Source organism: Saccharopolyspora aridisoli, assembly GCF_004348445.1.
GTDB lineage: Bacteria > Actinomycetota > Actinomycetes > Mycobacteriales > Pseudonocardiaceae > Saccharopolyspora > Saccharopolyspora aridisoli.
Genome location: NZ_SMKV01000002.1, coordinates 21,757 through 45,257 on the forward strand (window position 1 = coordinate 21,757; position 23,501 = coordinate 45,257).

General features: G+C 69.7%; 20 protein-coding genes. 7 read left to right on the top strand and 13 right to left on the bottom strand.

Going from position 1 to position 23,501, the window contains the following annotated elements; genetic code table 11:
• Positions 1–25 precede the first annotated feature (25 nt).
• Entirely contained in the window at positions 26–901 is an 876-nt protein-coding gene (locus E1161_RS01580) for an alpha/beta fold hydrolase (RefSeq protein ID WP_235874707.1), read from the top strand.
• Between the two features lies 1 nt (position 902).
• On the opposite strand, the gene mnmA is transcribed toward E1161_RS01580, so the two are convergent.
• From mnmA to E1161_RS01605, 5 genes are all read right to left on the bottom strand, one after another.
• A complete protein-coding gene (gene mnmA / locus E1161_RS01585; protein ID WP_132618777.1) occupies positions 903–1,991 on the bottom strand; it encodes a tRNA 2-thiouridine(34) synthase MnmA in 1,089 nt (362 codons plus the stop codon).
• 3 nt (positions 1,992–1,994) lie between these two features.
• Entirely contained in the window at positions 1,995–3,221 is a 1,227-nt protein-coding gene (locus E1161_RS01590) for a cysteine desulfurase family protein (protein ID WP_132618779.1), read from the bottom strand.
• A 62-nt stretch (positions 3,222–3,283) separates the two neighbouring features.
• On the bottom strand, positions 3,284–4,660 hold the full coding sequence (locus E1161_RS01595; protein WP_235874708.1) for an MFS transporter: 1,377 nt from the start codon (positions 4,658–4,660) through the stop codon (positions 3,284–3,286).
• A 120-nt stretch (positions 4,661–4,780) separates the two neighbouring features.
• Entirely contained in the window at positions 4,781–5,605 is an 825-nt protein-coding gene (locus tag E1161_RS01600) for a lysophospholipid acyltransferase family protein (protein ID WP_207920048.1), read from the bottom strand.
• Positions 5,602–6,366, bottom strand: a complete 765-nt coding sequence (locus tag E1161_RS01605) for a GNAT family N-acetyltransferase (RefSeq protein ID WP_132618781.1) — start codon at positions 6,364–6,366, stop codon at positions 5,602–5,604. Before E1161_RS01605 ends, E1161_RS01600 begins: the two co-directional genes overlap by 4 nt.
• A 596-nt stretch (positions 6,367–6,962) precedes the next feature.
• Here E1161_RS01605 and rnhA point away from each other — a divergent pair.
• Entirely contained in the window at positions 6,963–7,409 is a 447-nt protein-coding gene (gene rnhA, locus E1161_RS01610; protein ID WP_132618783.1) for a ribonuclease HI, read from the top strand.
• Positions 7,410–7,471: 62 nt separating this feature from the next.
• Here rnhA and E1161_RS01615 read toward each other — a convergent pair whose 3' ends face one another.
• Together E1161_RS01615 and E1161_RS01620 are read right to left on the bottom strand one after the other, a co-directional pair.
• Complete coding sequence (locus E1161_RS01615; RefSeq protein ID WP_132618785.1) at positions 7,472–8,422, bottom strand: electron transfer flavoprotein subunit alpha/FixB family protein; 951 nt, start codon at positions 8,420–8,422, stop codon at positions 7,472–7,474.
• A gap of 31 nt (positions 8,423–8,453) precedes the next feature.
• Positions 8,454–9,236 carry an electron transfer flavoprotein subunit beta/FixA family protein gene (locus tag E1161_RS01620; protein WP_132618787.1) on the bottom strand — a complete coding sequence of 261 codons (783 nt, stop codon included), beginning with the start codon at positions 9,234–9,236 and terminating at the stop codon, positions 8,454–8,456.
• 294 nt (positions 9,237–9,530) lie between these two features.
• On the opposite strand from E1161_RS01620, the gene E1161_RS01625 reads away from it, so the two are divergent.
• Complete coding sequence (locus tag E1161_RS01625) at positions 9,531–10,379, top strand: DegV family protein (protein ID WP_132618789.1); 849 nt, start codon at positions 9,531–9,533, stop codon at positions 10,377–10,379.
• A 299-nt stretch (positions 10,380–10,678) separates the two neighbouring features.
• Here the strand turns inward: E1161_RS01625 and hrpA are convergent, their stop codons facing one another.
• The 4 genes from hrpA to E1161_RS01645 form a co-directional block, all read right to left on the bottom strand.
• A complete protein-coding gene (gene hrpA / locus E1161_RS01630) occupies positions 10,679–14,587 on the bottom strand; it encodes an ATP-dependent RNA helicase HrpA (RefSeq protein WP_235874709.1) in 3,909 nt (1,302 codons plus the stop codon).
• Between the two features lie 174 nt (positions 14,588–14,761).
• Positions 14,762–15,940: a THUMP-like domain-containing protein gene (locus E1161_RS01635; protein ID WP_132618793.1), complete on the bottom strand. Its 1,179-nt coding sequence runs from the start codon at positions 15,938–15,940 to the stop codon at positions 14,762–14,764.
• 100 nt (positions 15,941–16,040) lie between these two features.
• Positions 16,041–16,823, bottom strand: coding sequence for an enoyl-CoA hydratase/isomerase family protein (locus E1161_RS01640; protein ID WP_132618795.1), 783 nt, complete (start codon positions 16,821–16,823; stop codon positions 16,041–16,043).
• 142 nt (positions 16,824–16,965) lie between these two features.
• Positions 16,966–17,733, bottom strand: a complete 768-nt coding sequence (locus E1161_RS01645; RefSeq protein ID WP_165939661.1) for an ABC transporter ATP-binding protein — start codon at positions 17,731–17,733, stop codon at positions 16,966–16,968.
• A 524-nt stretch (positions 17,734–18,257) separates the two neighbouring features.
• Here E1161_RS01645 and E1161_RS01650 point away from each other — a divergent pair.
• The 3 genes from E1161_RS01650 (at position 18,258) to E1161_RS01660 (ending at position 20,519) form a co-directional block, all read left to right on the top strand.
• The gene (locus E1161_RS01650) at positions 18,258–18,794 is read left to right on the top strand and encodes a cysteine dioxygenase (protein WP_408011927.1); all 537 of its coding nucleotides are present in this window, start codon (positions 18,258–18,260) and stop codon (positions 18,792–18,794) included.
• Complete coding sequence (locus E1161_RS01655) at positions 18,794–19,222, top strand: rhodanese-like domain-containing protein (protein ID WP_132618801.1); 429 nt, start codon at positions 18,794–18,796, stop codon at positions 19,220–19,222. The genes E1161_RS01650 and E1161_RS01655 overlap by 1 nt, the downstream gene beginning before the upstream one ends.
• Positions 19,223–19,472: 250 nt before the next feature.
• Entirely contained in the window at positions 19,473–20,519 is a 1,047-nt protein-coding gene (locus E1161_RS01660) for a hypothetical protein (protein WP_235874710.1), read from the top strand.
• Positions 20,520–20,587: 68 nt separating this feature from the next.
• On the opposite strand, the gene E1161_RS01665 is transcribed toward E1161_RS01660, so the two are convergent.
• Both E1161_RS01665 and E1161_RS01670 read right to left on the bottom strand, forming a co-directional pair.
• The gene (locus E1161_RS01665; RefSeq protein WP_132618805.1) at positions 20,588–21,535 is read right to left on the bottom strand and encodes an NADP-dependent oxidoreductase; all 948 of its coding nucleotides are present in this window, start codon (positions 21,533–21,535) and stop codon (positions 20,588–20,590) included.
• Between the two features lie 114 nt (positions 21,536–21,649).
• The gene (locus E1161_RS01670; protein WP_132618807.1) at positions 21,650–22,222 is read right to left on the bottom strand and encodes a TetR family transcriptional regulator; all 573 of its coding nucleotides are present in this window, start codon (positions 22,220–22,222) and stop codon (positions 21,650–21,652) included.
• A gap of 105 nt (positions 22,223–22,327) precedes the next feature.
• On the opposite strand from E1161_RS01670, the gene E1161_RS01675 reads away from it, so the two are divergent.
• Positions 22,328–23,500 carry an MFS transporter gene (locus tag E1161_RS01675; RefSeq protein WP_132618809.1) on the top strand — a complete coding sequence of 391 codons (1,173 nt, stop codon included), beginning with the start codon at positions 22,328–22,330 and terminating at the stop codon, positions 23,498–23,500.
• Position 23,501 lies beyond the last annotated feature (1 nt).

Genomic DNA, 23,501 nt, shown 5'->3' on the forward strand with positions numbered 1-23,501 from the left:
ACGCGTCTCCCTGGGCAACGGACCCATGATGGAACCCACGGGTCTGGAACAACCCGGGCACTACGTGCATATGTGGAGCATCTACCGGAGTGTCCGAGACCGGGAAGCCATCGAAGGCTGGTGCCTCGACCGGCTCGACGCGTGGCCGGTCGAGCACGAGCGGAGGAAGATCACCGCAGGAGGCCACAGCACGCACCTCGTTCTGGCGGGATCCGGTGACCGGACCGCGGTGTTCGTTCCGGGAACCAACTTCAACGCGGCGAGCTGCTCGCCGTTCGCGACCGCTCTCTCCGAACGATTCCGCCTGGTGATGGCCGACGTCCCCGGCCAGCCCGGCCTCAGCGGGGAGAACCGGCCGCCTGCCGCGCAGCGCGCATCCTGGTACCGGCGGTGGCTGGGCGACGTGCTCGATCACATCGACGGTGAGCAGGTCGTGCTGATCGGGCACTCGTTGGGGGCCGCGGTGGTTCTGACCTGGGACTCGCCGCGGGTTTCGCAGCAGGTTCTGCTCTCACCGGGTGGCCTGGTCCGGGCGCGGCTCGGACCCGGCATCCTCGTCCCCGCGGTCGCGTGGATGCTGCGCCGCAGTCCGCGAACCAGTGAGCGGTTGCTCGCCACCATGCACGCACCGGGCAACTCGCCGCGGGCCGAACTCGTCGACTGGATGACTCTGGTCGCCCGGCACGTGCGGACCAGCCTCGACCCGAATGCGGCGCCACCACCGACCAGAACCGTTGATCGCGTCATCGTGGCGGGCGAGCACGACAGGTACTACCCACCGCGAGCCCTGGCCGACCGGGTCCGGGACGTTCTCGGTCAAGAGCTGACCGCATTCCCCCGCAGCGGCCACCTCCTCATCGACGAGCGCCCGGAGGCCATCGCCGACCTCCTCGCCGGATGATTCAGCGGGTGGCGGAGATGATGCCGCTGCCCAGCACGAGGTCTCCCGCTTCGTCCGGGCGGTAGAGGACGACCGCCTGCCCCGGGGCGACGCCCTGGAGGGCCTGGCGCAGCTGGATCTTGAGGTTCTCACCGTCGAACTCCGCGACCGCGTCGGCCGTTCCGCCGTGGGCTCGGACCTGGATGACGCACTCGGTCGGGCCGTCGAGGGGCTGCTCGGACGGCCAGATCGGGCGCTTCGCGTCGATCTCGGTGACCGCGAGGCGTTCGCGCGAACCGACCTTCACCGTGCCCGAAACCGGTTCGAGGGACAGGACGTAGCGCGGCTTGCCGTCCGCGGCGGGGGCGTCGATGCCCAGCCCCTTGCGCTGGCCGATCGTGAACCCGTGCACGCCGGTGTGCTCACCGAGCACCGCGCCGGTCTCCTCGTCGACGAGCTGCCCCGGGGCCTGGCCGAGCTTGTTCTCCAGGAAGCTCTTGGTGTCGCCGTCCGGGATGAAGCAGATGTCGTGGCTGTCGGGCTTCTTGGCGACCGCCAGGTCCTGCTCGGCGGCCTCCTCCCGGACTTCCGACTTCAGCGAACCACCGAGCGGGAACATCGAGTGCCGCAACTGCTCGGAGGTCAGCGACGCGAGCACGTAGGACTGGTCCTTGCCCTCGTCGCGGCTGCGCCGCAGCTCCGGAACACCGTCCACCATGGACAGACGGGCGTAGTGGCCGGTGCAGACGGCGTCGAAGCCCAGCGCCATCGCCTTCTCCAGCAACGCCTCGAACTTGATCTTCTCGTTGCAGGTCAGGCACGGGTTCGGGGTGCGGCCGGCCGCGTACTCACCGACGAAGGTCTCGATGACCTCCTCGGTGAAGCGCTCGGCGAAGTCCCACACGTAGAACGGGATGCCCAGCAGGTCCGCGGCGCGGCGCGCATCGCGAGAATCCTCGACGGTGCAGCACCCCCGCGCACCGGTGCGCAGCGTCCCGGGCTTCGCCGACAGCGCCAGGTGCACCCCGACCACGTCGTGACCTGCGGCGACCGCCCGCGCCGCCGCGACCGCGGAGTCCACTCCACCGCTCATGGCTGCCAGCACTCGCACGACTCACACCTCCGTGGCGGCCGAAGCCGCCGAAGATCGGCGCAACCCGGCCAACCCGGCGCTACGCGCTCGTTGCACCACCGGTCCGATGACATCGGTGAGTGCCTTGACATCGGCCGCGGTCGAGCTGTGCCCCAGGGAGAAGCGCAGCGACCCGCGCGCGGCCTTCGGATCGGCGCCCATCGCCAGCAGCACGTGGCTCGGCTCGGAGACCCCCGCGGTGCAGGCCGACCCGGTGGAGCACTCGATCCCCTTGGCGTCCAGCAGCATCAGCAAGCTGTCGCCCTCGCAACCGGGGAAGGTGAAGTGCGCGTTGCCCGGCAGCCGGGACGGCCCACCGGCGATGATCTCGTCGCCGAGATCGCCGTTGAGCACCACGTCCGGCACCGCCGCGCGCACCCCGTCGATCATCTCGTCCCGCAGCTTCGCCAACTGCGCCGCGTGGGACTCGCGAGCCTCAACGGCTTCGCGCACCGCCGCGGCCAACCCCAGCACACCAGGTGTGTCGAGGGTCCCGGAACGCACCTCGCGCTCCTGGCCGCCACCGTGCAGCACCGGCGTGCACTTGACGTCACGCGACAGCAGCAGGACACCGGCGCCGTAGGGACCACCGACCTTGTGGCCGGTCATGGTCAGCGCCGACGCGCCGGACGCCGCGAAGTCCACGGGCAGCGCCTCGACCGCCTGCACCGCGTCGGTGTGCAGGGGAATCCCGTGCCGGTCGGCGATCGCGGAGAGCTCGGTGATCCGGTTGACGGTGCCGACCTCGTTGTTCGCCCACATCACCGTCGCCAGCGCCACATCATCCGCGCTGGTCAGAGCCTCTTCGAAGACCTCCGGCGTGATCCGGCCCGCAGCGTCGGCCTCCAACCAGGTGACCTCGGCGCCCTCGTGCTCGGCCAGCCACTCCACCGCGTCCAGCACCGCGTGGTGCTCGACGGTGGAGGCCAGGATTCGACGACGAGCCGGATCGGCCGCGCGGCGCGCCCAGAAGATGCCCTTGACCGCGAGGTTGTCGCTCTCGGTCCCGCCGGCGGTGAACAGGACCTCCGAAGGCCGGGCCCCCAGGGCGTCGGCGATGTCCTCGCGGGACTCCTCGACCTGCCGCCGCGCCCTCCGACCCGAGGTGTGCAGGGACGAGGCGTTGCCGATCCGGGTCAACGCCTCGCTCATCGCGGACACCGCTGCGGGCCGCATCGGAGTCGTAGCGGCGTGGTCGAGGTAAGTCATCGCTCATCCAGGGTAATGCAAGCCGACCGCCGCCTCCCTCGCGGTCCGACGGAACGCGCAGGTCAGACCGGTTTGACCCGGCCTGCCCGGAGCAGCATCACAGCAGCGGACAACACCGCCACCAGCACCATCAGATCCAGCGGCAGCACACCCCGGGTCGGCGCCCCGTCGCCGGCCAACGCGCTGACCACCACACCACCCGCCCCGACCAGCAGCGCCTGCCCGAGCATGTCGGAGATCTGCAGCGCCGAGGAGTTGAACCCGCGGTCGGCCTCCGGTGACAGTGACAGAACGGCGACCGCCGTCGTCGCGACGGAAATTCCCATGCCCATTCCCGCGACGAACCACCCCCCGAACACCAGCCACGGCACACCCCAGACCGGCAGCGCCCACACCAGCGCGAACACGCCGACCCCCACCAGCACGAACCCGGCCGCGACGATCTGTTCCCTGCGCAGCAGGCACTGCCTGCTCTGCCAGAAAGCGCCCACCGACCATCCCACCGAGCCCACCGTCAGCGGGACCCCGGCCGCCGACGGGGAGAAACCGTGCACCACCGCCAGGCTCAGCGGAACGAAGGCCTGCGCTGTGAAGAACAGTCCCGCGAGCAGGCCGCGCGCGAGCACCATCACAGGCAGGCCGGGACGAGCGCGCAGCGTCCCGCGCGGCAGCAGGTGGAGCAATGAGGGGACCAGCACGACCAGCCCCGCCACCACGACCACGAGTGACAGGAAGGAGACCTGCTGCGCGGCCCAGTTCAGCGCCACGACACCGGCCGCCGCACCCGCCGCGGCCACCGGCAACCCCGGCCGGGACCCAGCGCGATCGGCACCGGGCGCGCTGAAGCGGCGCAACGTGGGAACCAACAGCGCAGCACCGAGGCAGACCAGCGGGGCAAGGCCGCCGAACACCCACCGCCAGCTCGCGTGCTCGGTGAGCAACCCGGCGATCAAGGGACCCACCAGCGCAGGCACCACCCACGCCGCCGAGAGCGCACCGAACGCGGCCGGCCGGTGCCGCTCTGGGTAGACGCGGGCGATCATCACGTAGAGGGAAACGATGAGCACACCGCCGCTGAGCCCCTGCACGACCCGCGCGAGCAGCAGAACCGCCATGCCCGGCGCGACAGCGGCGATCACCAGTCCCACCGCGAAAGACGGCAGCGCAACCAGCAGCGGCAGCACCGCACCGCGGATGTCGGAGAGCCGCCCACCGATCACGGTTCCCACGGCGCTGGAGGCCAGGAACACGGTGAAGGGCCACGAATACCACTGCGGTGCGCGGAAATCTGCCACGATCGTGGGCAGTGCGGTGCCCAGTCCCATCGCCTCGAACGCCACGAGCGTGATGACCAGGATCAGTCCCGCTGTGAACGCGCGGCGCTGCGGGTGCCACAACGCGCTGTCGGAACGGTCGCTGCCTTCGTCGACGATGCCCACGACGCCAGCTTGCGGGCTCCACCCCGGTGGAGGTCCAGTCCTTCCACCCGCCCGGCGCAGCCGACCGCTCGCGCCCCGGGGCCTGATAGTCGGGGCCCGGGTCGTGGCGCCCGGGGCCGATCAGGCGGCGATGGCCTCCGCCGGTGCGTCGTGGCCCCTGTGTGCGCCGGTGGCTCGCGTGATCGCGGCTTGCGCCTCCCGGGCCAGCGTCTTGCGGTCGGTGCCGGTCAGTTCCGGCAGCACCACGACCTCCACCACGAGACCGCGCATGCGGGCCACCGACAACACCGAACTCGCCAGGCTCGCATCACCCAGGAACGCCGCCCCGGTGGTCAGCCGCCCGCGTCCGTCGCGGAAGCGCACCGCCACCGGCTGCATCCGGGCGCCCGCGTCCAACGCGGCCTGGAACACCGCGGGACGGAACGGGCCGCTCGCCGAGCCGCACCACGTGGTGCCTTCGGGGAACGTTCCGATCACCGAACCCGCCCGGAGTTCGTCAGCGATCGTGGCCACCGCTCCGGGCAACGCCGACAGCCGGTCGCGGTCGATGTAGACGGTCCCGACCCGCCCGGCCAGCGAACCCAGCACCGGCCACGATCGGACCTCGACCTTGGCCAGCATCTTCATCGGCGTGAGCACCTGGAGGGCCACGACGTCCAACCACGAGACGTGGTTGCACACGACCAGCCCGCCACCGGGCGTCAGCGTCCCGTCGACCTCCAACCGGATGCCCAACGCCCGCAACAACGTCCGAAACCACTTCGGCACCGCCCTCCGCCTCAGCTGCGAGGGCAGCGCGAGCACCATCGCGCTGCCGATCAGCAGCAGCCCGACGGTGATCCCGATGCGCATGGCCAGCCGCAGCCGGCCGACCTCGGTGCCGGGGTCGCGCGGCGGCAGGCAATCCGGCCCGCACGGCGACTCCGGCATCCACGAGTGGTTCATGCCGCTTCTCCGAGGAAGTACCGCATGTATCTCTGATCGGCGCGTTCCAGGTCGACCAGCACGAAGAAGTCCGCCACCCCGAAGTCCGGGTCGTGCGCGGGCTTGCCGCAGACCTCCGCACCCAGCCGCAGGTAACCGCGCAGCAGTGGCGGGATCGTCGAGCGCTCGTTGATCTCACCGGGCTCCCACGACTGGTGCGGGTGCACCCGGCGCTCCTCCGGCGCGTAGTGCTTCTCCGACACGGTTCGCCACACGTGCGCGGCCTGCACCCCACCGTCGTCCAGCGGCACCGAGGCGCAGCCGGCGAGCATGGTGTGCCCGTGCAGCAGCATGTAGCGGGCGATACCTGCCCACACCAGGCTCACCACGGCACCGTTGCGGTGGTCGGGGTGCACGCAGGAGCGGCCGGTCTCCACCAGCGACGGGCGCAGCGGGTCCAGGGCGGAGAGGTCGAATTCGGTTTCCGAGTAGAGCATTCCGGCGGACGAGGCGCGGTCGGGCGGCAGCATCCGGTAGGTGCCGACCACCTCGCCGCTGCGGTCTTCCCGCACGATCAGGTGGTCGCAGTGGTCGTCGAAGGAGTCCTGGTCGACGCCGTGCTCCCCGCCCTTGACCGTGGCGCCCATCTCCTCCGCGAACACCTTGTAGCGCAGGCGTTGTGCGGCGTGGACCTCGTCGGGATCACGGGCGACGAGCAGCGAGTAGTGGGCGTCGGCCGCCGCGTTCGGTGCGGCGCTGGCCAGCAGCTGCATCTCGGACATGTCCCAGGTGTATCGCCGCGCAGCGAACGCCCAACACACCAGCGGATGACACGGAGCCGGAACTTTCGGTGAATGCCAGGTGCGTACTACTCCGCCCGGGCCTTCGATACCGCCCGTTGCAGCACGTCAGAGGGGCTTTCCTGACCTTCCACCTCGCCGGGGCAGCCCGCGCGTTGAGGGCGGATCCCGGCTCGTCCAGCAACCTGCGCACGATGTCGTGCACCCCGTCGACGGTAACCGTGGCCGGGAAGTGGGAGGCCCGGTCCCTCGCTCCACGAATCGCTGCGGGGACAACGGGTTGTCGGCCGGAGGACGGCAGCACCAACCGACGCACGCCGTGAAGCAGCGGCGCGGCAGTCGTACCAGACCCGCCGTGGTGCACCCAGCAGATGTCTCTTCGCCTGGCCGGCCTGAGCAGGCGTGCAGAGGCGTGCTTCGGGCACCGGAACTTCCCTGCCACCACTGCTGAGACACCCTCCGGAGCGAGCAAGGGAACCTTCCACCCAACCGCCCGGAATCCTCAGCGGTGTGGGCGCGGGAACCTTCCGCGCACGCCGCTGCGCGGTCATCCGACCGGCGGCGGCTAGATTCAGCGCATGCAGATCGAGCGCGTCGACCTCTACACCGATGGCGCATGCAGCGGGAATCCCGGCCCAGGCGGCTGGGGCGTGGTGCTGCGCTATGGCGACCACGAGCGGGAGCTCTACGGCAAGGATCCGACCACGACCAACAACAAGATGGAGTTGATGGCCGTGATCGAGGGGTTGGCCGCTCTCACCCGGCCGATCCCGGTGGTGCGCGTCCACACCGACAGCACCTACGTGCTCAAGGGCATCACCGAGTGGGTGCGCGGCTGGAAGCGCAACGGCTGGATGACCTCGGCGAAGAAGCCGGTCAAGAACGTCGATCTGTGGCAGCGGCTGGACTCCGAATGCTCCCGTCACGGCGAGGTGCAGTGGGAGTGGGTCAAGGGCCACGCCGGACACCCGGAGAACGAACGCGCGGACAAGCTCGCCTGCAAGGGGCGTGACGAGGCGCGTTGATGCAGACGAAGGAGCGGGCCGTGCTCAGTGTTAGCACGGCCCGCTCTTCTCGCTTCCTAGGGTCAGCCCTTGCGCTTGGTGACCTCTTCGGTGAGCTGCGGGGCGACCTTGAACAGGTCACCCACGACGCCGTAGTCGGCGATCTCGAAGATCGGCGCCTCCGGGTCCTTGTTCACCGCGACGATCGTCTTGGACGTCTGCATGCCCGCCCGGTGCTGGATCGCGCCGGAGATGCCCAGCGCGACGTAGAGCTGCGGCGAAACCGTCTTACCGGTCTGACCGACCTGGAACTGGTGCGGGTAGTAGCCGGAGTCCACCGCGGCACGCGAGGCACCGACAGCGGCACCCAGCGTGTCGGCGAGCTTCTCCACGACCTCGAACGACTCGGCCGAACCGACACCGCGACCACCGGAGACCACGATGCTGGCCTCGGTGAGCTCGGGACGGTCGCCGGCCTCGGCCGGCTGCCGATCGGTGATCTTGGCGCCGGAGGAGGCCGGAACCTCGACCTGCTCGACCGCCGCGGCACCGGAGGCCTGCTCGGCCTCGATGGAGCCGGGCAGCACGGTGACCACCGGGGCGCCCTTGGTGACCTTCGCCTTGGCGTCGTAGGTGCCACCGAACAGCGAGTGCGACGCGACGCCCTCACCGTCGACGTCCACGACCTCCGACAGCAGACCGGTGTCCAGGCGGATCGCCAGACGACCGGCGATCTCCTTGCCGTCGACCGACGCCGGCACCAGCACCGCCGCCGGGTTCGCCGAACCCGCCAGCGCGGCCAGCACGTCGACCTGCGGCGTCACCAGGTACTCGGCGGCCTCGGCGGACTCGGCCGCGTAAACCTTCGCCGCACCGTAGGAGCCCAGCACCTCGGCCAGCTTGCCCGCGGTACCCGGCTCGCCGACGACGACCGCCGACGGCTCACCGATGCGGCGGGCCGCGGTCAGCAGCTCGTACGTGACCTTCTTGACCTCGCCGTCCACGTGATCGACGAGGACCAGAACCTCAGCCATGAATCAATGCCTCCTCGAAACCGTGAACGACTCAGAGCAGCTTCTCGCCGGCCAGGAAGTCGGCGACTCCCACGCCGCCCTCTCCCTCGTCGGTGACCTTCACACCGCCGGACTTCGGCGGCTTCGGAGCGGACTCGACGACCTGGGAACCGGCGCCCGCCAGGCCCACCTCGGAGGCGTCGATCCCCGCGTCGGCCAGCGACAGCGCGCTCACCGGCTTCTTCTTCGCGGCCATGATGCCCTTGAACGACGGGTACCGCGGCTCGTTGATCTTCTCGGTGACCGACACGACGGCCGGCAGGCCGGACTCGACGGTCAGGATGCCCGCGTCGGTCTCGCGCTCCACCTTCACCGACGAACCGTCGGTGGAGACCTTGCGCGCGAAGGTCAGCTGCGGCCAGCCCAGCACCTCGGCGATCATGGCCGGCACGGCGCCGGAGCGACCATCGGTCGCCTCGTTGCCCGCGATGACCAACTCGACTCCCTCGACGGTGCCGATGACCTTCGCCAGCGCCTTGGCGGTGGCGGGGGCGTCAGTGCCGTGCAACGCCTCGTCGGCGAGGTGCACCGCCTTGTCCGCACCCATCGACAGCGCCTTGCGGATGGCATCCGTGGCGCGATCCGGGCCCATGCACACGACGGTCACTTCGCCGCCCTGGGCCTCCTTGATCAACAGCGCCTCCTCTACGGCGCGCTCGTTGATCTCATCCAACACCGCATCCGCCGACTCGCGGTCCAACGTGTGATCCGCAGCAGACAGCTTCCGTTCGGAATACGTGTCGGGCACCTGCTTAACCAGGACGACGATGTTCATGGGCCCTCTTCGACCTCCTGCGGACTCAAATGACGCTCGCTGGTCCTCCAGCGGCTCTGCTTGTGGACCCGGCGCTTTTCGTCCGGGTTAGGTTGACCTTGCCATGTCCTCAGCTGGAAAGCACAGTGATGCCAACCACCGACGATGTTACTTGCCAGTAGCCCAGGTGCAACCAGGCCCCACCCGTGACAGTACTCACCTTCGCCCTGCGGGGATGATCGGCCGCCGCAAAAGTGGGGACTGGTCATCCGGAACCTATGTGAACGAACCTTACGTATTAGTAGCCTTGCGGCCATGAGAAGACGCGTCGCCATCGTGACCGATTCGACGGCTTCCGTTCCGCTCGACGTGGCCGACCGGCTGGCGATCTCCATCGTGCAGTTGGAGCTGACCGTCGGCGATGAACAGAACGACGAGCGCCGGGTGCTGCATCCCCAGATGGCCGAGGCAATGCGGAACAACGTCCCGGTCGCCACCAACCCACCCCCGCCGCCGGCCTTCTACTGGAACTACGCGGACGCTGCGGCTTCCGGCGTCGAGGCGATCATCTCGATCCACATTTCCGAAGGATTGTCCCAAACCTGCCAGTCCGCCCGGATCGCCGCGGCGGAAATCGGCGTGCCGGTCTACGTCGTCGATGCGCGGTTGACCGGGCTCAGCCTCGGCTTCCCGGTGATCGCCGCCGCCGAGGCCGCCGCAGCGGGGGCCACGCCGCACAGCGTGATGAACGTCCTGGAGCACCGCCTTCGCAGCACCACGCAGCTGCTCTACGTCGACACCCTGGAGCACCTGCAGCGCAGCGGCCGGATCGGCCGGGCCCAGGCATGGGTCGGCGAAGCGCTGTCGATCAAACCGGTGCTGATCATGAAGGACGGCGTGATCGACCAGCTGCACAAGGCCATCGGACCGGAGCGCGCGCTGCGCAAGGCCGTCATGACCGCCGTGGAGCGGGCGGGCCAGGGGCCGGTCGACGTGGGCGTGGAGCACTTCGAGGCCGCCGATCGCGCCAAGCAGGTTCTCGACGCGCTGTGCTCGCAGCTGCCGCAGGTCCGCCGGGTCACCCTGGAGGAGACCACCGCGATCATCGGAGCCCACACGGGACCGGGAGCGCTCGGCATCGCGGTCTCGCCCGCCAGTCCCTGAGCGGTTCTCGTCCTCCGCGCAGTCCGGCTCGGGGACCGGACTCGCCGAGCGATCGCCCTCCGCGGCCCCTCCCACGAGACCGCACCTCGCGCCACGCTCGCGGCTCCTCCTGACCCTTCCGCCGCCTTCCACCCCTTCGAGTGGTGCGAACGCGTGTTCGAGTCCGGATACTCGTTGTTGTCCGGCCCGAAAGGATCCACTCGGGCACGAAAACCATCCGCACCGTTCCGTTTCCTGGGGGAATCATGCGCGCGACCTGTCATCCGCGCTGCGGCGCTAGCGGCGCCCACGCCAGGCGCTCAGTCCTGGAGCTTGTCCATCGCGCGGTGCACGCGCTTGACCGAAACCGGTCGCGGAGTTCCCAAGGACTGCGCGAACAAGCTCACGCGCAGCTCTTCGATCATCCAACCCACGTCGAGCAGGGCAGCGCTGGGCGAACGCCCCTGCGGCACCGCGGCCAGCATGTCCCGGTAGCGCTGCCTGACCTCGTCAACCTGGTGCATCCACTCCCGATCGCGCTGCGGCTGGTGCTGCGCCTTGTCCAGCCGCTGCTCGATCGCGCCCAGGTAGCGGACCAGGTCGCGGAGCCTGTCGAAGCCCGTCGCGGTCACGAATCCAGGGTGCAGCAAACCTCGCAGCTGCTGCCGGATGTCGCCCAACGACTCCGTCGACATGCCCTTGGGACGATCGGCGAGCACCGTCTCGACCCGCTGGGCGGCGACCAGAACCCGCTCGACCTCCGCCAACACGGCCACGGTGTACTCGCCCAACCCTGCGCGGACCTTCGCCTCCAGCAAGGTGAAGGCGTCGCCGTCCCACACGGGCCCGCCGTTGTCGGCCATCAACTTGTCCACGGCGCAGCGCACGCAGTCGTCGAGGACCGAACCGAGATCGCCGTGCTGACTCCCACCCAGCACCAGGCGGCTGGTCGCGCTCATGCCGCGCTGGATGGACTTCGCCGGCGACGGCACGTTGAGCAGCAGCAACCGGCGCGTGCCGTTCCACAGCGCGCGCCGCTGCTCCTGCTCGGTGTCGAACATCCGCACCGCGACGCTCTCGCCCTCGTCCACCAACGCCGGGTACGCCTTCACTGCATGCCCGGAACGCTGCTGGGAGAAGGTGCGCGGCAGCTCGCCGAAGCTCCAGGAACGCAGCCCGCCCTGCTCGATGTCATCGGCCGCGGACGAGATCTCCTCGCGCACTTCGGGTTTGAGCCGCAGCTTCAACGATTCGAGGTCCTTGGACTCGGCGAGCTCGCGCCCGCCGCGGCCCACCACGCGGAAGGTCATCTTCAGGTGCTCGGGAACCCGCTCCGGATCCCACTCCGCACGCGGCACCTCGACACCGGTCAGCTGACGAAGGCTGCGCTGCAACGTCTCCAGCAGCGGCCCGTCGTCGGGACCCACGCGGGAGAGCACGGCCTTGGCGAAGTCCGGAGCAGGCACGAAGTTGCGCCGCAGCTGCTTCGGCAACGACTTGAGCAACGTGGTCACCAGTTCTTCTCGCAGGCCGGGGATCTGCCAGTCGAAGCCCTCGGCGTCGATCTGGTTGAGCACCTGCAGCGGGATGTGCACGGTGACGCCGTCCGCGTCGGCACCCGGCTCGAACTGGTAGGTCAGGTTCAGCCGGTGCTCCCCGCAGACCCACTGGTCCGGGTAGTCCTGATCGCTGACCTGCGCCGAGCGCTCGTTGATCAGCATCGACTTCTCGAAGTTGAGCAGGTCGGGCTGATCGCGGCGGGTCTTCTTCCACCACGTGTCGAAGTGCCTGCCGGAGACCACCTCGTCGCCGATGCGCTGGTCGTAGAACTCGAACAGCGTCTCGTCGTCGACCAGGATGTCGCGACGGCGAGCGCGCTCTTCGAGGCCCTCGACCTCCTCGAGCAACGCCCGGTTCTGGCGGAAGAACTCGTGCCGGGTGTCCCAATCACCCTCGACCAACGCGTGACGGATGAACAGCTCACGGCTGACCCCGGGATCGATCCGCCCGTAGTTGACCTTGCGGTCCACCACCAGCGGCACCCCGTAGAGGGTGACCCGCTCGGTGGCGACCACGGCTGCGCGGTCCTTCTCCCAGTGCGGTTCGCTGTAGTTGCGCTTGACCAGGTGCCCGGCAAGCTGCTCGATCCACTCCGGCTCGACCCGGGCGACGATGCGCGCCCACAGACGGGATGTCTCGACCAGTTCCGCGGCCATCACCCAGCGCGGCGGTTTCTTGAACAAAGACGAACCGGGGAACACCGCGAACCGCGCGTTGCGGGCTCCCTGGTACTCGTTGCCGCCTCGCCCGGGCGGGCCGGACCGCTGCGCGCCGTTGCGCTTCTCGACGTCCTTGAGGCCGATGTGCGAGAGCAGACCGGCCAGCAACGACTGGTGGACACGGGTGGCGTCGGCGGGTTGATCCGCCAGCGTCATCCCCATCGACTTGACCATCTGGCGCAGCTGGCCGAACAGGTCCTGCCACTCGCGCACGCGCAGGTAGTTGAGGAAGTCGTTGCGGCAGAGCTTGCGGAACTGGTTCGAGGACAGCTCCTTCTGCTGGGAGCGCAGGTGCTCCCACAGGCGCAGGTAAGCGAGGAAGTCGGATTCGGCTTCCTTGTCGACGAATCGCGCGTGCTTCTGGTCGGCGGCCTGCTGGTGTTCGGCCGGGCGTTCGCGCGGGTCCTGGATGGACAGCGCCGCAACGATCACCAGCACCTCGCGCACGCAGCCGTTGCGCTCGGCCTCCAGCACCATCCGCGCCAGGCGCGGGTCGATGGGCAGCTGGGCGAGGCTGCGGCCGATCCGCGTGAGCTTGCGCTCGTCGGCGGACTTGGTGTTCTCCAGCGCGCCGAGTTCGTGCAGCAGGTTGACGCCGTCGGTGATCTGCCTGCGGTCCGGCGGTTCCAGGAACGGGAAGGACTCGATCTCACCGAGTCCGAGGGAGGTCATCTGCAGGATCACCGACGCCAGGTGGGTGCGCAGGATCTCCGGGTCGGTGAACTCCGGCCGGGACTCGAAGTCCTCCTCCGAGTACAGCCGGACGCAGATGCCCTCGGAAACCCTGCCGCACCGGCCCTTCCGCTGGTTCGCCGAGGCCTGCGAGATCGGTTCGATCGGCAGTCGCTGCACCTTCGTGCGGAAGCTGTAGCGGGAGATGCGGGCCGTGCCGGGGTCGATGACGTACTTGATGCCGGGGACGGTCAGCGACGTCTCCGCAACGTTGGTGGACAGCACGATCCTGCGACCGGAATGGCGTTGGAACACCCGGTGCTGCTCGGCGGCGCTCAACCGCGCGAACAACGGCACCACCTCGGTGTCGCGGAGCTCGAGCTGCGCCAGCGCGTCGGCGGCGTCCCGGATCTCCCGCTCGCCGCTGAGGAACACGAGGATGTCACCGGGACCTTCGGCGCACAGTTCGCGGACCGCGTCGCAGATGGCCTGCGGCTGGTCCCGGACGTCCGTCGACGGCTCCTCCTCGTCGTCGGAGTCCTCCAGCAGCGGCCGGTAGCGCACCTCGACCGGGTAGGTCCGGCCGGAGACCTCCACGACCGGCGCGTCGTCGAAGTGCCGGGAGAACCGCTCCGGGTCGATCGTCGCCGAGGTGATGATCACCTTCAGGTCGGGGCGGCGCGGCAGCAGCTGCTTGAGGTAACCGAGGATGAAGTCGATGTTGAGGCTGCGTTCGTGCGCCTCGTCGATGATCAGCGTGTCGTACCGGCGCAGCAGCCGGTCGTGCTGGATCTCTGCGAGCAGGATGCCGTCGGTCATCAGCTTGACCAGGGTGTCGTCGCCGGTGCGCTCGGTGAACCGCACCTGGTAGCCGATCGCACCACCGATCTCGGTGCCCAGCTCCTCTGCGACCCTCTCGGCCACGGTTCGCGCCGCGAGCCTGCGCGGCTGGGTGTGGCCGATGACGCCCTTGACGCCGCGCCCGAGCTCCATGCACATCTTGGGCAGCTGCGTGGTCTTACCCGACCCGGTCTCACCTGCGACGATGACGACCTGGTTGTCCCGGATTGCGGCGAGCAGATCGTCCCGCCGCTGACTGACCGGGAGGCTGTCCGGGTAGGTGATCTCGGGAGTGCCGTCGCGGCGGCGCTGCACCCGCAGCTCAGCGGCCTCGACGTCGCCGGTGATCTCCGCGGTGATCGACCGCAGCGCCTCGGGGTCGCGGATCTTGCGGGCGCCTTCGATGCGTCGACGCAGCCGACGCTGGTCTTGCAGCATCAGCTCGGGCAAACGTTCCCGCAGATCAGCGAGCGGAGATTTCACAGACGACGTACCCATACTCCGCACAAGCATAGAGAAGGCCCCTGCGGCACTGCCTCCCGATTTCGCCGCACTCACAGCAGACGCCCCACCGCCGACCCACTCCGTGACGCCGGTCACGCGTTGGAGTGCTCAGGTGCGCTCGGCCCGGCACAGGTAGGCCATCGCCTGGTCCCCGACCCTGGTGATCACGACGCTGGCTTCCTTCGTCCCCTTGGGTTTGAGCCGGCGCCGCAGCGCGTCCGGGTCCACGTCGACGCCGCGCACCAGGATCTCCAGCCGGCCGACGTCGTGCCCGCGCAGCAGCGTGCGCAGAGCCTTCTCGTTGAACCGGCCGTGTTCGAGCACACGGAAGGCCCGCACTCCGGGCGGCGGCACATCACCGGTGAGGTAAGCGATGCGCGGATCGAGCTGGACGAGTCCATGACGCGCGGCGTAGTGGCGCACCAGCCCCGCGCGCACCACAGCCCCGTCCGGATCGACGATCCACTCGTGCACGTCCTCCGCCGGGCAGTCGTCCGGCTCGGCATCGGTGATGCTCCAGGCACTGCCATCAGCCCGCAGCACGCTGGCGCGGCGCCGCGCCGTCGGATCGGCCAGGGAGCCGAACCACAACGCGGCCTCCCGGACCTGCCCGCCCAGCGACACCACCTCGGCCTCGACCCCGTCGGGGACCGCGGCGAAGTCCAGGCCGGGAGCGCACTTGACGACCAGATCGCGCCCGGCGTGGACGGCCATGAGCTCGTCCAGCGGCGGTACCAGGTCGGCGGGGTTCCAGCGGCGCCTGCCACCTTCGTCCCGGCGCGCGGGGTCTGCGACCACGACGGTGTCCCGCGTGACCGGGCGCAGCGCGTCGGCCTCCACCAACAACGCCTCGCGACCAGCCGCAGCCAGGTTGTGCTGCGCCATCAACAGCCGGACCCGGTCCAGATCGGAACCCACGCTGCGGTGGGCGACAGCGGCCACGGCGATCAGGTCGGCACCGATCGAGCAGGTCACGTCGTGCACGTCGCGGCCCGCCAGGCGCTGCGCGCGGTGCCGGGCGACGACGCTCGCGGTGGCCTGCTGCAACGCGGAATCGGTGAGCAGCCAGTCACCGCTGTCGTCCAGCTTGGACTCGGCCTTGCGCCGCAACACCGCTGTTTCCAGCGCCGCGGCGGCGAACCGGTCACCGACCTGCCGCCGTGCCGCGGCGACGTCGGTCAGTCGCGACTTGCCGGTCAGCGGCAGGCCGGAGAGCTCGGCGACGGCCTCACGGCCCGCCGTCGAGCGCAGGAACAGGACGTCTTCGACGTCGAACGAGTACCCCACCCTGTCCCCTAGATCGAGCTGACCGCGAACGGCCGGTACGAACCGGGGACTGAGAGGCGGGGCGTGCTCGTCACGACTGCTTCCGCTGATGAGTGCCGGGTCAGCGCCCGGTGAACTTCGCCTTGCCGGGGCCGTTCTCGATGAACGACTTCATGCCGATCTTCTGGTCCTCGGTCGCGAACGTCCCCGCGAACAGGTGAGTTTCGAGCTTCAGACCGTTGTCCAGGTCCACGTCCAGGCCGCCGTCGATCGCGGCCTTCGCCGCCGCCAGGGCCCGCGCCGCGCCACCGGTGAACTGCTCCGCCCAACGCTTCGCCGTCGCGTAGACATCGGCGGACGGCACGGTCTCGTCGACCATGCCCAGCGCGAGCGCCTCCTCGGCCTCGACGAACCGGCCGCTGTAGATGATGTCCTTGGCCTTGCTGGGGCCGATCAACCGCGCCAGCCGCTGGGTGCCGCCGGCACCGGGGATGACGCCGAGCAGGATCTCCGGCTGGCCCACCTTGATGTCGTCAGCGGCGACCCGCCGGTCGCACGACAGCGCCAGCTCGAAACCGCCACCGAGGGCGTAGCCGGTCAGCGCCGCGACCGTGGGCTTCGGGATGGCCGCGACCTGGCTCATCGCATCCGACAGCCCGCGCTGCTCCTTGGCGGCCATGTCCGCGTAGGACATGTCAGCCATCTCCTTGATGTCCGCGCCTGCCGCGAAGACCTTCTCACCGCCGTAGACGATCACCGCGCGGATGTCGTCGCGCTCAGCGGCCTCGATCGCCACTTCCCGCAGCTCGCTCTCGATCTGCCTGTTCAGCGCGTTCATCTTCGGTCGATCCAGCCGGATCGTGCCGATCGCGCCTTCGACCTCAAGCCTGACGAACTCGCCCACGCAGCAACCTCCTCGTCGAACCACCGCTCGTGCCGCAGGCGAGGCTATCGCGCCCCACGCCACATCTGCTGTGTCACCGATCTCAACATCGTGGACGACCTCGCCGCGGTGCAGAAGAGCACCTCCGGCACCTGGGCTCAGGTCAGGCCCGGCGGCGGGCGAAGTACCTGTCACCCGCTCGCTGCAGTTCGAGGTTCTGGTCGAAGGTCTTCGAGAGGTTGTCCTCGGTGAGGACGTCGTCGAGCAGCCCCTGGGCAACGATGCCGCCGTCGCGCAGCAGGAGGCAGTGGGTGAAGCCCGGTGGGATCTCTTCGACGTGGTGTGTGACCAGCACAGATGCGGGCGCGTCCGGGTCCATGGCGAGGGTCGACAGGCGGGCGACGAGGTCCTCGCGGCCACCGAGGTCGAGACCGGCCGCGGGCTCGTCGAACAGCAACAGCTCGGGATCGGTCATCAGCGCGCGGGAGATCATGACGCGCTTGCGCTCACCCTCGGACAGCGTGCCGAAATCGCGGTCGGCGAGGTGCGCGACACCGAGCTGCTCGAGCAGCTCAACGGCGCGATCGGTGTCCAGTGCGTCGTACTCCTCGCGCCAGCGCCCGAACACCGAGTACCCGGCGCTGACCACGACGTCGCGGACCAACTCCTGGCCGGGGACGCGGTTGACCAGCGCGCCCGAGCACAGTCCGATCAAGGGCCGGATGTCGAACACGTTGGTCTTGCCGAGCCGCTCGCCGAGGACGTCGACGGTGCCGGTGCTCGGGTGCATCTCCGTGCTGGCCATCTTCAGCAGCGTGGTCTTGCCCGCGCCGTTGGGGCCCAGCACGACCCAGCGCTCGTCGAGCTCCACAGACCAGTTCACGTCGGCCAACAGCGTCGTCTTGCCTCGCCGGACACCGACGCCATCCATCTGGATGACCAGGTCGTCCACGTCTACCTCCCAGCCGTGACTGACCGCGGCGGCGCCCCGGGCGCGCACTCGGCGTTCGTCTCCGTCCAGGACCGCCGCAGGCTCCGGCCGGTCCCCTCTGAGCCCATTGTTCCCGCCGTCGCCGCACCCCCTGCGGGCGGGATGCCACTGCCACGCGCCGGTGATCGACCCGCGCCCCACGCCGGTCCACATACCGGGAACCCCGCTCAACCACTGGCCCCGGCGACGAACCGGTGCCACGCTCTGTGGCGTGTCCGATTCGCTGCTCACCCGCGATCGCGTGATCGACCTGTTCCGGGTCATCGCCTCCGCCTGTCGCTGAAGCGGTCCGAGAGACCTCCCGCTCCAAGCGACTTCATCGCGGCACGACGAATCATCCAGCCACCCCAGCACCTCTCGCAGCAGGGGTGCGCCGTGTCGTGCCGGTGCACACCGCAAAACACCTGGAGACACCCATGAGCATCACGCAACCGGAACGGCCGACCTCCCGACGACCCGAACACATCCCGACCGCACTCGAGCCCGCGCTCGGCGAAGCCGCGATGCACCCCGCCTTCGACCTGCCGCTGCTGCGGGACCTGATCCGACCCGACCACCTCAACTGGACCCCGCGCGAACTCCGCGACCTCACCGACCTGGTGACCAGCGAGCTGACCACGCAACTGATGAACATCGTGCGCATCGATGAGCAGCAGCGGTGGTGGGCCAAGCTCGGCCTGACCGCGGGCGTCGAACTGTGGCTGCTGTCCTGGGCCCCCGGCCAGGGCACACCGGCCCACGATCACGGCGGAGCCTCGGGATCGTTCTCAGTCCTGTTCGGAGGGTTGCGCGAGGACTACCGCTACGCGGGCGGCCCCGTCCGGACCAAGCACCACGACCTCGGTGACGGCATCGGGTTCGGAGCCGGGCGCGCGCACCAGGTCACCAACGTCAGCTCGGTCAACTCCGCCAGCGTGCACGCCTACTCACCGCCGCTGCTGCCGGTCCGCTACTACGCCGACCTGGCCGCCTTCACCCCGCAACGAAGCGAGGTCGACTAATGCCGCACATCCCCGAACCCCGCGAAGAACTGATCGGCCACGGCCCGTACGGGATCGAGCACCTGCTGGCCGAATCCCGAGACATGCTCACCCGGGTCAGCCCTCAGGAAGCTCTCGAGCTCCAGCGCAACGGTGGCCTGATCATCGACATCCGGCCGGAATCCGACCGCCTCACCCGCGGTGAGATCCCCGGTGCCCTCACCGTGGAACGAATCGTCCTGGAGTGGCGCCTCGACCCGGCCGGCAGCCATCGCCTCGACGGCCTGCACCCGGAACGCCCGATCGTCCTCGTCTGCAACGAGGGCTACGCCTCCAGCCTCGCCGCCGCCCAAGCCCAGGAGCTCGGCCTCACCAAGGCCACCGACCTGGCAGGCGGATTCCGCGCGTGGGAGGAAGCGGGCCTTCCCACCACCTCCGCCTTCGCCTGAGCACGCAGGGGAACCTTCCCGTCATCGCCGGCCTGGCAGTTGGCAGGGAGGTTCCCCTGCGCACGTCACCACCCGCACGGCGACCAAGGCGAGCAAAGCGCCTCATCGGCGGGTGCTGGTCCCGTAGGCTCCGGGCCTTGTGCGAGCGCAGAGCCTCTTGTTCCGCCCATGGGTGTTGGTCACCGTGGTGGGCGCTGTTGTCCTAGCGGCGGTCGAACTGGTCCTCCGCACCGGTTCCGAGGGTGTCTTGGTGGGGTGGTCCGGCGGCGTGGCGGGGGCGATCCTGCTGCCGGTGGCAACGCAGGTCGGGCTACTGCTCGGATCGGTGATCTTCGGGCTGCGCGTTCGGCAGGTCGTGTTCGGGGCGATGCGGGAGGTCGCGTCCTTCGAGCGCGGCAGCGTGACCTTCACGTTCCGGGCCTTGCCGGTGACGTTGCGGGCGCAGATCGGGCCGTGGCGTTCGCCGGTGATCCTGCGCTGCTGGCTGGCCGGCTTGGTTTCGGCGCTGGTGGGCTCGGGCGCGGTTGTCGCGGCTTGGCTGTGGGTGCCGGGCGCGTTCGGGCGCGGTCTCGCGCTGGCGATGAGCGCGTTCATGCTCGTCAAGCTGTGGCCCAAGCGCGTGCCTCTGACGACTTCGACCGGCTGGCTGCTGTTCTCGCTGCCCCGGATGGCCGAGCCGGAACGCTCGGACTTCTTGGCCGCCCCGCTGGCGGCGCGCGCTTACGAGGCGCTGCGCGTCGGCGACCTGGACACGGCACAGGCCCGTGCCGACGAACTCGCGGAGCGCTTCCCCGGCATCAACGCGACGGTGTCGTGCCAGATCGCGGTGCTGGAATCGCGCGGGCTCTACGCGCCGGGCGTGCTGCTGCTGTTGAAGTTCCTGTCCGACAACGACGTTCCGCCGCGCAAGATGGCGTACCTGCTGGTCGGCCTGGCAGGACTGAGTTTCAAGGCGGTCGAGTCCGGGCAGATGTCGGCCGACAGCCTGCTCCCGACGGCGAAGAAGGCCCTTCAGGACGCGGTGCAGCTGGGCTATCCCGAGTTCGAGCTCAACGGCACCAACGGGTTGCTGGCCCTGATCGAGGGGGACGCCGCCAACGCGGTCCGGCTGGCCACCAGCGGCGCGGACTACAACCACTCACCGCTCTCGCGCGCCGACGACTTCGCCACCCTCGCCCGCGCGCACATGGTCCTCCACGACAACGCGTCGGCCCGACGGGCCTTGGCACGCGCCGAGGAGCTGGCGCCGTGGTCCCCGCGGGTCACCGAAACCCGTCAGCGCCTGTCCGTGAACTAGGAGCAGGGGAACCTTCCTGCCACGCGAAGTGACAGGAAGGTTCCCCTGCTGCTCTTCCGCGCGCTGCTTCAGTCGATGGTCAGCACGAGCTTGCCCTGGGTGCGTCCCGTCTCACCCTGCGCGTGGGCCTTGGCCGCATCGGCCAGCGGGAACGTCCCGGCGATCTCCGCGCGCAGCTTGCCCGCCTCGACCAGCTCGCGGACGGCCTGCATCCCGGCCTGGTCGGCCTCGACGAGCATCAGTTCGGCGCGCACGCCCAGCTCGTCAGCTTCCGCGACGAGCTCGTCCCGGTCGTAGGGCAGGATCGAGACCAGGATCCCGCCCTTGCGCAGAACGCGCAGCGAGCGGCTGCGGTAGTCGGCGGCGATCGGGTCGAGGACGACGTCGACCTCGCTGACGACCTCGGTGAAGTCGGCCGAGGTGTAGTCGATGAGCTCGTCGACACCTAGCCCGGTCAGGAACTCGTGCTTGCTCTTGCTCGCGGTGGCGATGACGTGGGCGCCCTTGGCCTTGGCGATCTGCACGGCGAGGTGCCCGACACCGCCCGCGGCCGCGTGGATCAGGATTCGCTGGCCCGCCTGCAGGTCGGCGGTGTCGTTGAGCGCCTGCCACGCGGTCAGCGCGGCGAGCGGGATGGCTCCCGCCTGCACGTGGTCCACCTCGGCGGCGGGCTTGGGGACGAAGGCCCTCGCCGGGCCGGTCACGTACTCGGCGTGAGAGCCGAGCCCGAACGGGTAGGGCAGCATGCCGAAGACCTCGTCGCCCGGCTTGTGCAGGGTGACGCCGGTTCCGATGGCCTCGACGACGCCGGAGACGTCCCAGCCGAGGATGCGCGGAGGCTCCCCGAGGAATCCCTGGCCGGCGCGGTGCTTCCAGTCGGTGGGGTTGACCCCGGCGGCGCGCACGCGGATCAGGACCTCGCTCGGTCCCGGCTCGGGCTTGTCCAGTTGTGCCTCGCGCAACACTTCCGGACCGCCGTACACGTCCTGGGTGATGGCACGCATGGTTTCACTCATGCCTTCCACCCTGCCCCATCGAAAGCGGACCGGCGTGCAGGCGATGGGGGCGTTGTGAGGATGGGAACCCTTCTGTCACCGGAGTGCGCGAGAGGTTCCCCTGCGTCGTTCGGCTCAGGCGGGGTCGATGAGGCGGCGGACGGCTTCGCGGGAGGCGGAGCGCAGGTCTTCGACCTCGGTCTCGCCGAGGATCAAGCGGCGCAGTTGGGGAACGGCCAGGGGCCAGCTGATCGTGCCGAGGGCCAGCAGGACGAGCATGCCCGGATCGATCGCTCGGGTGACCTTGCCGCTGCCCTGGGCCCGGCGGACCGCGTCGACCTTGTCGCGGTAGTGCTCGCCGCGTTCGGTCTCGGCGGCGACGCCGCTGTCACCGCGCTCGAGCGATTCCCACATGAGCAACCGCAGGACGTGCGGATTGGCCAAGTGGTATGCGGCGAGGCGGTCGACGTAGCCGGGGAGGTCTTCGCCGTCGATGGGCACCTCGGCCGCGAGTTCGGCCATGGCCGCTTCCAGGACGGCGGAGAACAGGGCGTCCTTGCTGCCGAAGTAAGCGTAGATCAGCTGCTTGTTGGCCTGGGCCTGCTTGGCGATGCGGTCGACGCGGGCGCCGGCGATGCCGTGTTCGGCGAACTCGGTCGTCGCGGCCTGGAAGATCCGGGCCTTGGTGGCTTCGGCGTTGCGGGACACAGCCGCACTGTACCGCTGTGACCAACCATTCGGTTGACACCAGCTACTGCCGCGGAGAGACTACAACCAACCAGTTGGTTGTACCGTTTCGCCTGCGGAGAGCAGATGACCGCCGTCGCCCCCGGCACTGGCCACCTGAGCCGTGCACTGCTGTTCGCCGCTGCGCTGTGCGCCGGCATCACCGTCGCCAACATCTACCTCGCGCAACCGATCATCGGCCCCGTCGCCGACACCTTCGGCACCTCGCCGCAGACCGCGGGCATCGTGGTGACCGCCGGAATGCTCGGCTACTCCGCCGGCCTGCTGTTCGTCATCCCGCTCGGCGACAGCAGGGATCGGCGCACGATGGTCGGCGCGCTCAGCGTCCTCACAGCGCTCCTGCTGGTGGGAAGTTCTCTAGCACCATCGTTGCCGGTGCTCGCGGTGCTGACCGGACTGGCGGCGGTGACGACCGTCGTGCCGCAGATCCTCATCCCGCTGATCGTGCAACTGGCCGATCCGGCGCAGCGCGGTACCGCCATGTCCTGGGTGCAGGCCGGGTTGATCACCGGGATCATGGGCGCCCGGGTCGTGTCCGGTCAGCTCGCCGGACTGCTGGGCTGGCGCTGGGTCTTCGCCGCCGCAGCGGTGCTCACGCTGGTCGTGGGCCTGTGGACGGTTCGCGTGCTGCCGAGCGACGGTGAGCGGAACTCGGTGAGCTACTGGGCGCTGCTGCGCTCGCTGCCCGGCTACCTGCGTCGCGAGCCGGGGCTGCGCCGGGCCTGTCTGCGCCAGGCGGGAAGCTTCGCCGCGTTCAACGCCGTCTGGACCACGCTCGCCCTGGTGCTCACCGCACCACCGCACGGACTCACCGTCGCCGAAGCCGGACTCGTCGGCCTGCTCGGACTGCTCAGCGCCGCGCTGGCGCCCGTGGCCGGGAAGATGGTCGACCGCCGCGGTCCTCGGCTGGTCGGCGCGCTCGGGCTGACCGTGCTCGCCTTCGCCGCTCTCGTGCTGGTCCTGGGCACGAATTCGCTGACCGCCCTGCTCATCGGCACCGCGGCCGTGCCGATCGGCCTGCAGGTCGGCCAAGCCGCAAACCAGAACGCGGCGCTGTCGGTCGACCCCGACGCCGGTGGGCGCCTGAACACCACCTTCATGCTCTCGACGTTCCTGGCAGGCGCGATCGGCTCGGCCGCGGGCAGCGTCACCTACGGCCTCCACGGCTGGCCGGGCGTGTGCGCCACCGCCCTGTGCTTCCTGGCGCTCGGCGGGATCGGGCTGCGCCGGATCCGCTGAC

Excerpts from the sequence above, each read along its gene's own strand:
- hrpA (WP_235874709.1), bottom strand. The coding sequence starts at position 14,587 with ATGCTGCAAGACCAGCGTCGGCTGCGTCGACGCATCGAAGGCGCCCGC.
- E1161_RS01645 (WP_165939661.1), bottom strand. The coding sequence starts at position 17,733 with ATGGATGGCGTCGGTGTCCGGCGAGGCAAGACGACGCTGTTGGCCGAC.
- E1161_RS01605 (WP_132618781.1), bottom strand. The coding sequence starts at position 6,366 with ATGTCCGAGATGCAGCTGCTGGCCAGCGCCGCACCGAACGCGGCGGCC.
- E1161_RS01580 (WP_235874707.1), top strand. The coding sequence starts at position 26 with ATGATGGAACCCACGGGTCTGGAACAACCCGGGCACTACGTGCATATG.
- E1161_RS01655 (WP_132618801.1), top strand. The coding sequence starts at position 18,794 with ATGCCGCACATCCCCGAACCCCGCGAAGAACTGATCGGCCACGGCCCG.
- E1161_RS01600 (WP_207920048.1), bottom strand. The coding sequence starts at position 5,605 with ATGAACCACTCGTGGATGCCGGAGTCGCCGTGCGGGCCGGATTGCCTG.
- E1161_RS01675 (WP_132618809.1), top strand. The coding sequence starts at position 22,328 with ATGACCGCCGTCGCCCCCGGCACTGGCCACCTGAGCCGTGCACTGCTG.
- E1161_RS01665 (WP_132618805.1), bottom strand. The coding sequence starts at position 21,535 with ATGAGTGAAACCATGCGTGCCATCACCCAGGACGTGTACGGCGGTCCG.
- E1161_RS01620 (WP_132618787.1), bottom strand. The coding sequence starts at position 9,236 with ATGAACATCGTCGTCCTGGTTAAGCAGGTGCCCGACACGTATTCCGAA.
- E1161_RS01625 (WP_132618789.1), top strand. The coding sequence starts at position 9,531 with ATGAGAAGACGCGTCGCCATCGTGACCGATTCGACGGCTTCCGTTCCG.
- E1161_RS01590 (WP_132618779.1), bottom strand. The coding sequence starts at position 3,221 with ATGACTTACCTCGACCACGCCGCTACGACTCCGATGCGGCCCGCAGCG.
- E1161_RS01615 (WP_132618785.1), bottom strand. The coding sequence starts at position 8,422 with ATGGCTGAGGTTCTGGTCCTCGTCGATCACGTGGACGGCGAGGTCAAG.
- rnhA (WP_132618783.1), top strand. The coding sequence starts at position 6,963 with ATGCAGATCGAGCGCGTCGACCTCTACACCGATGGCGCATGCAGCGGG.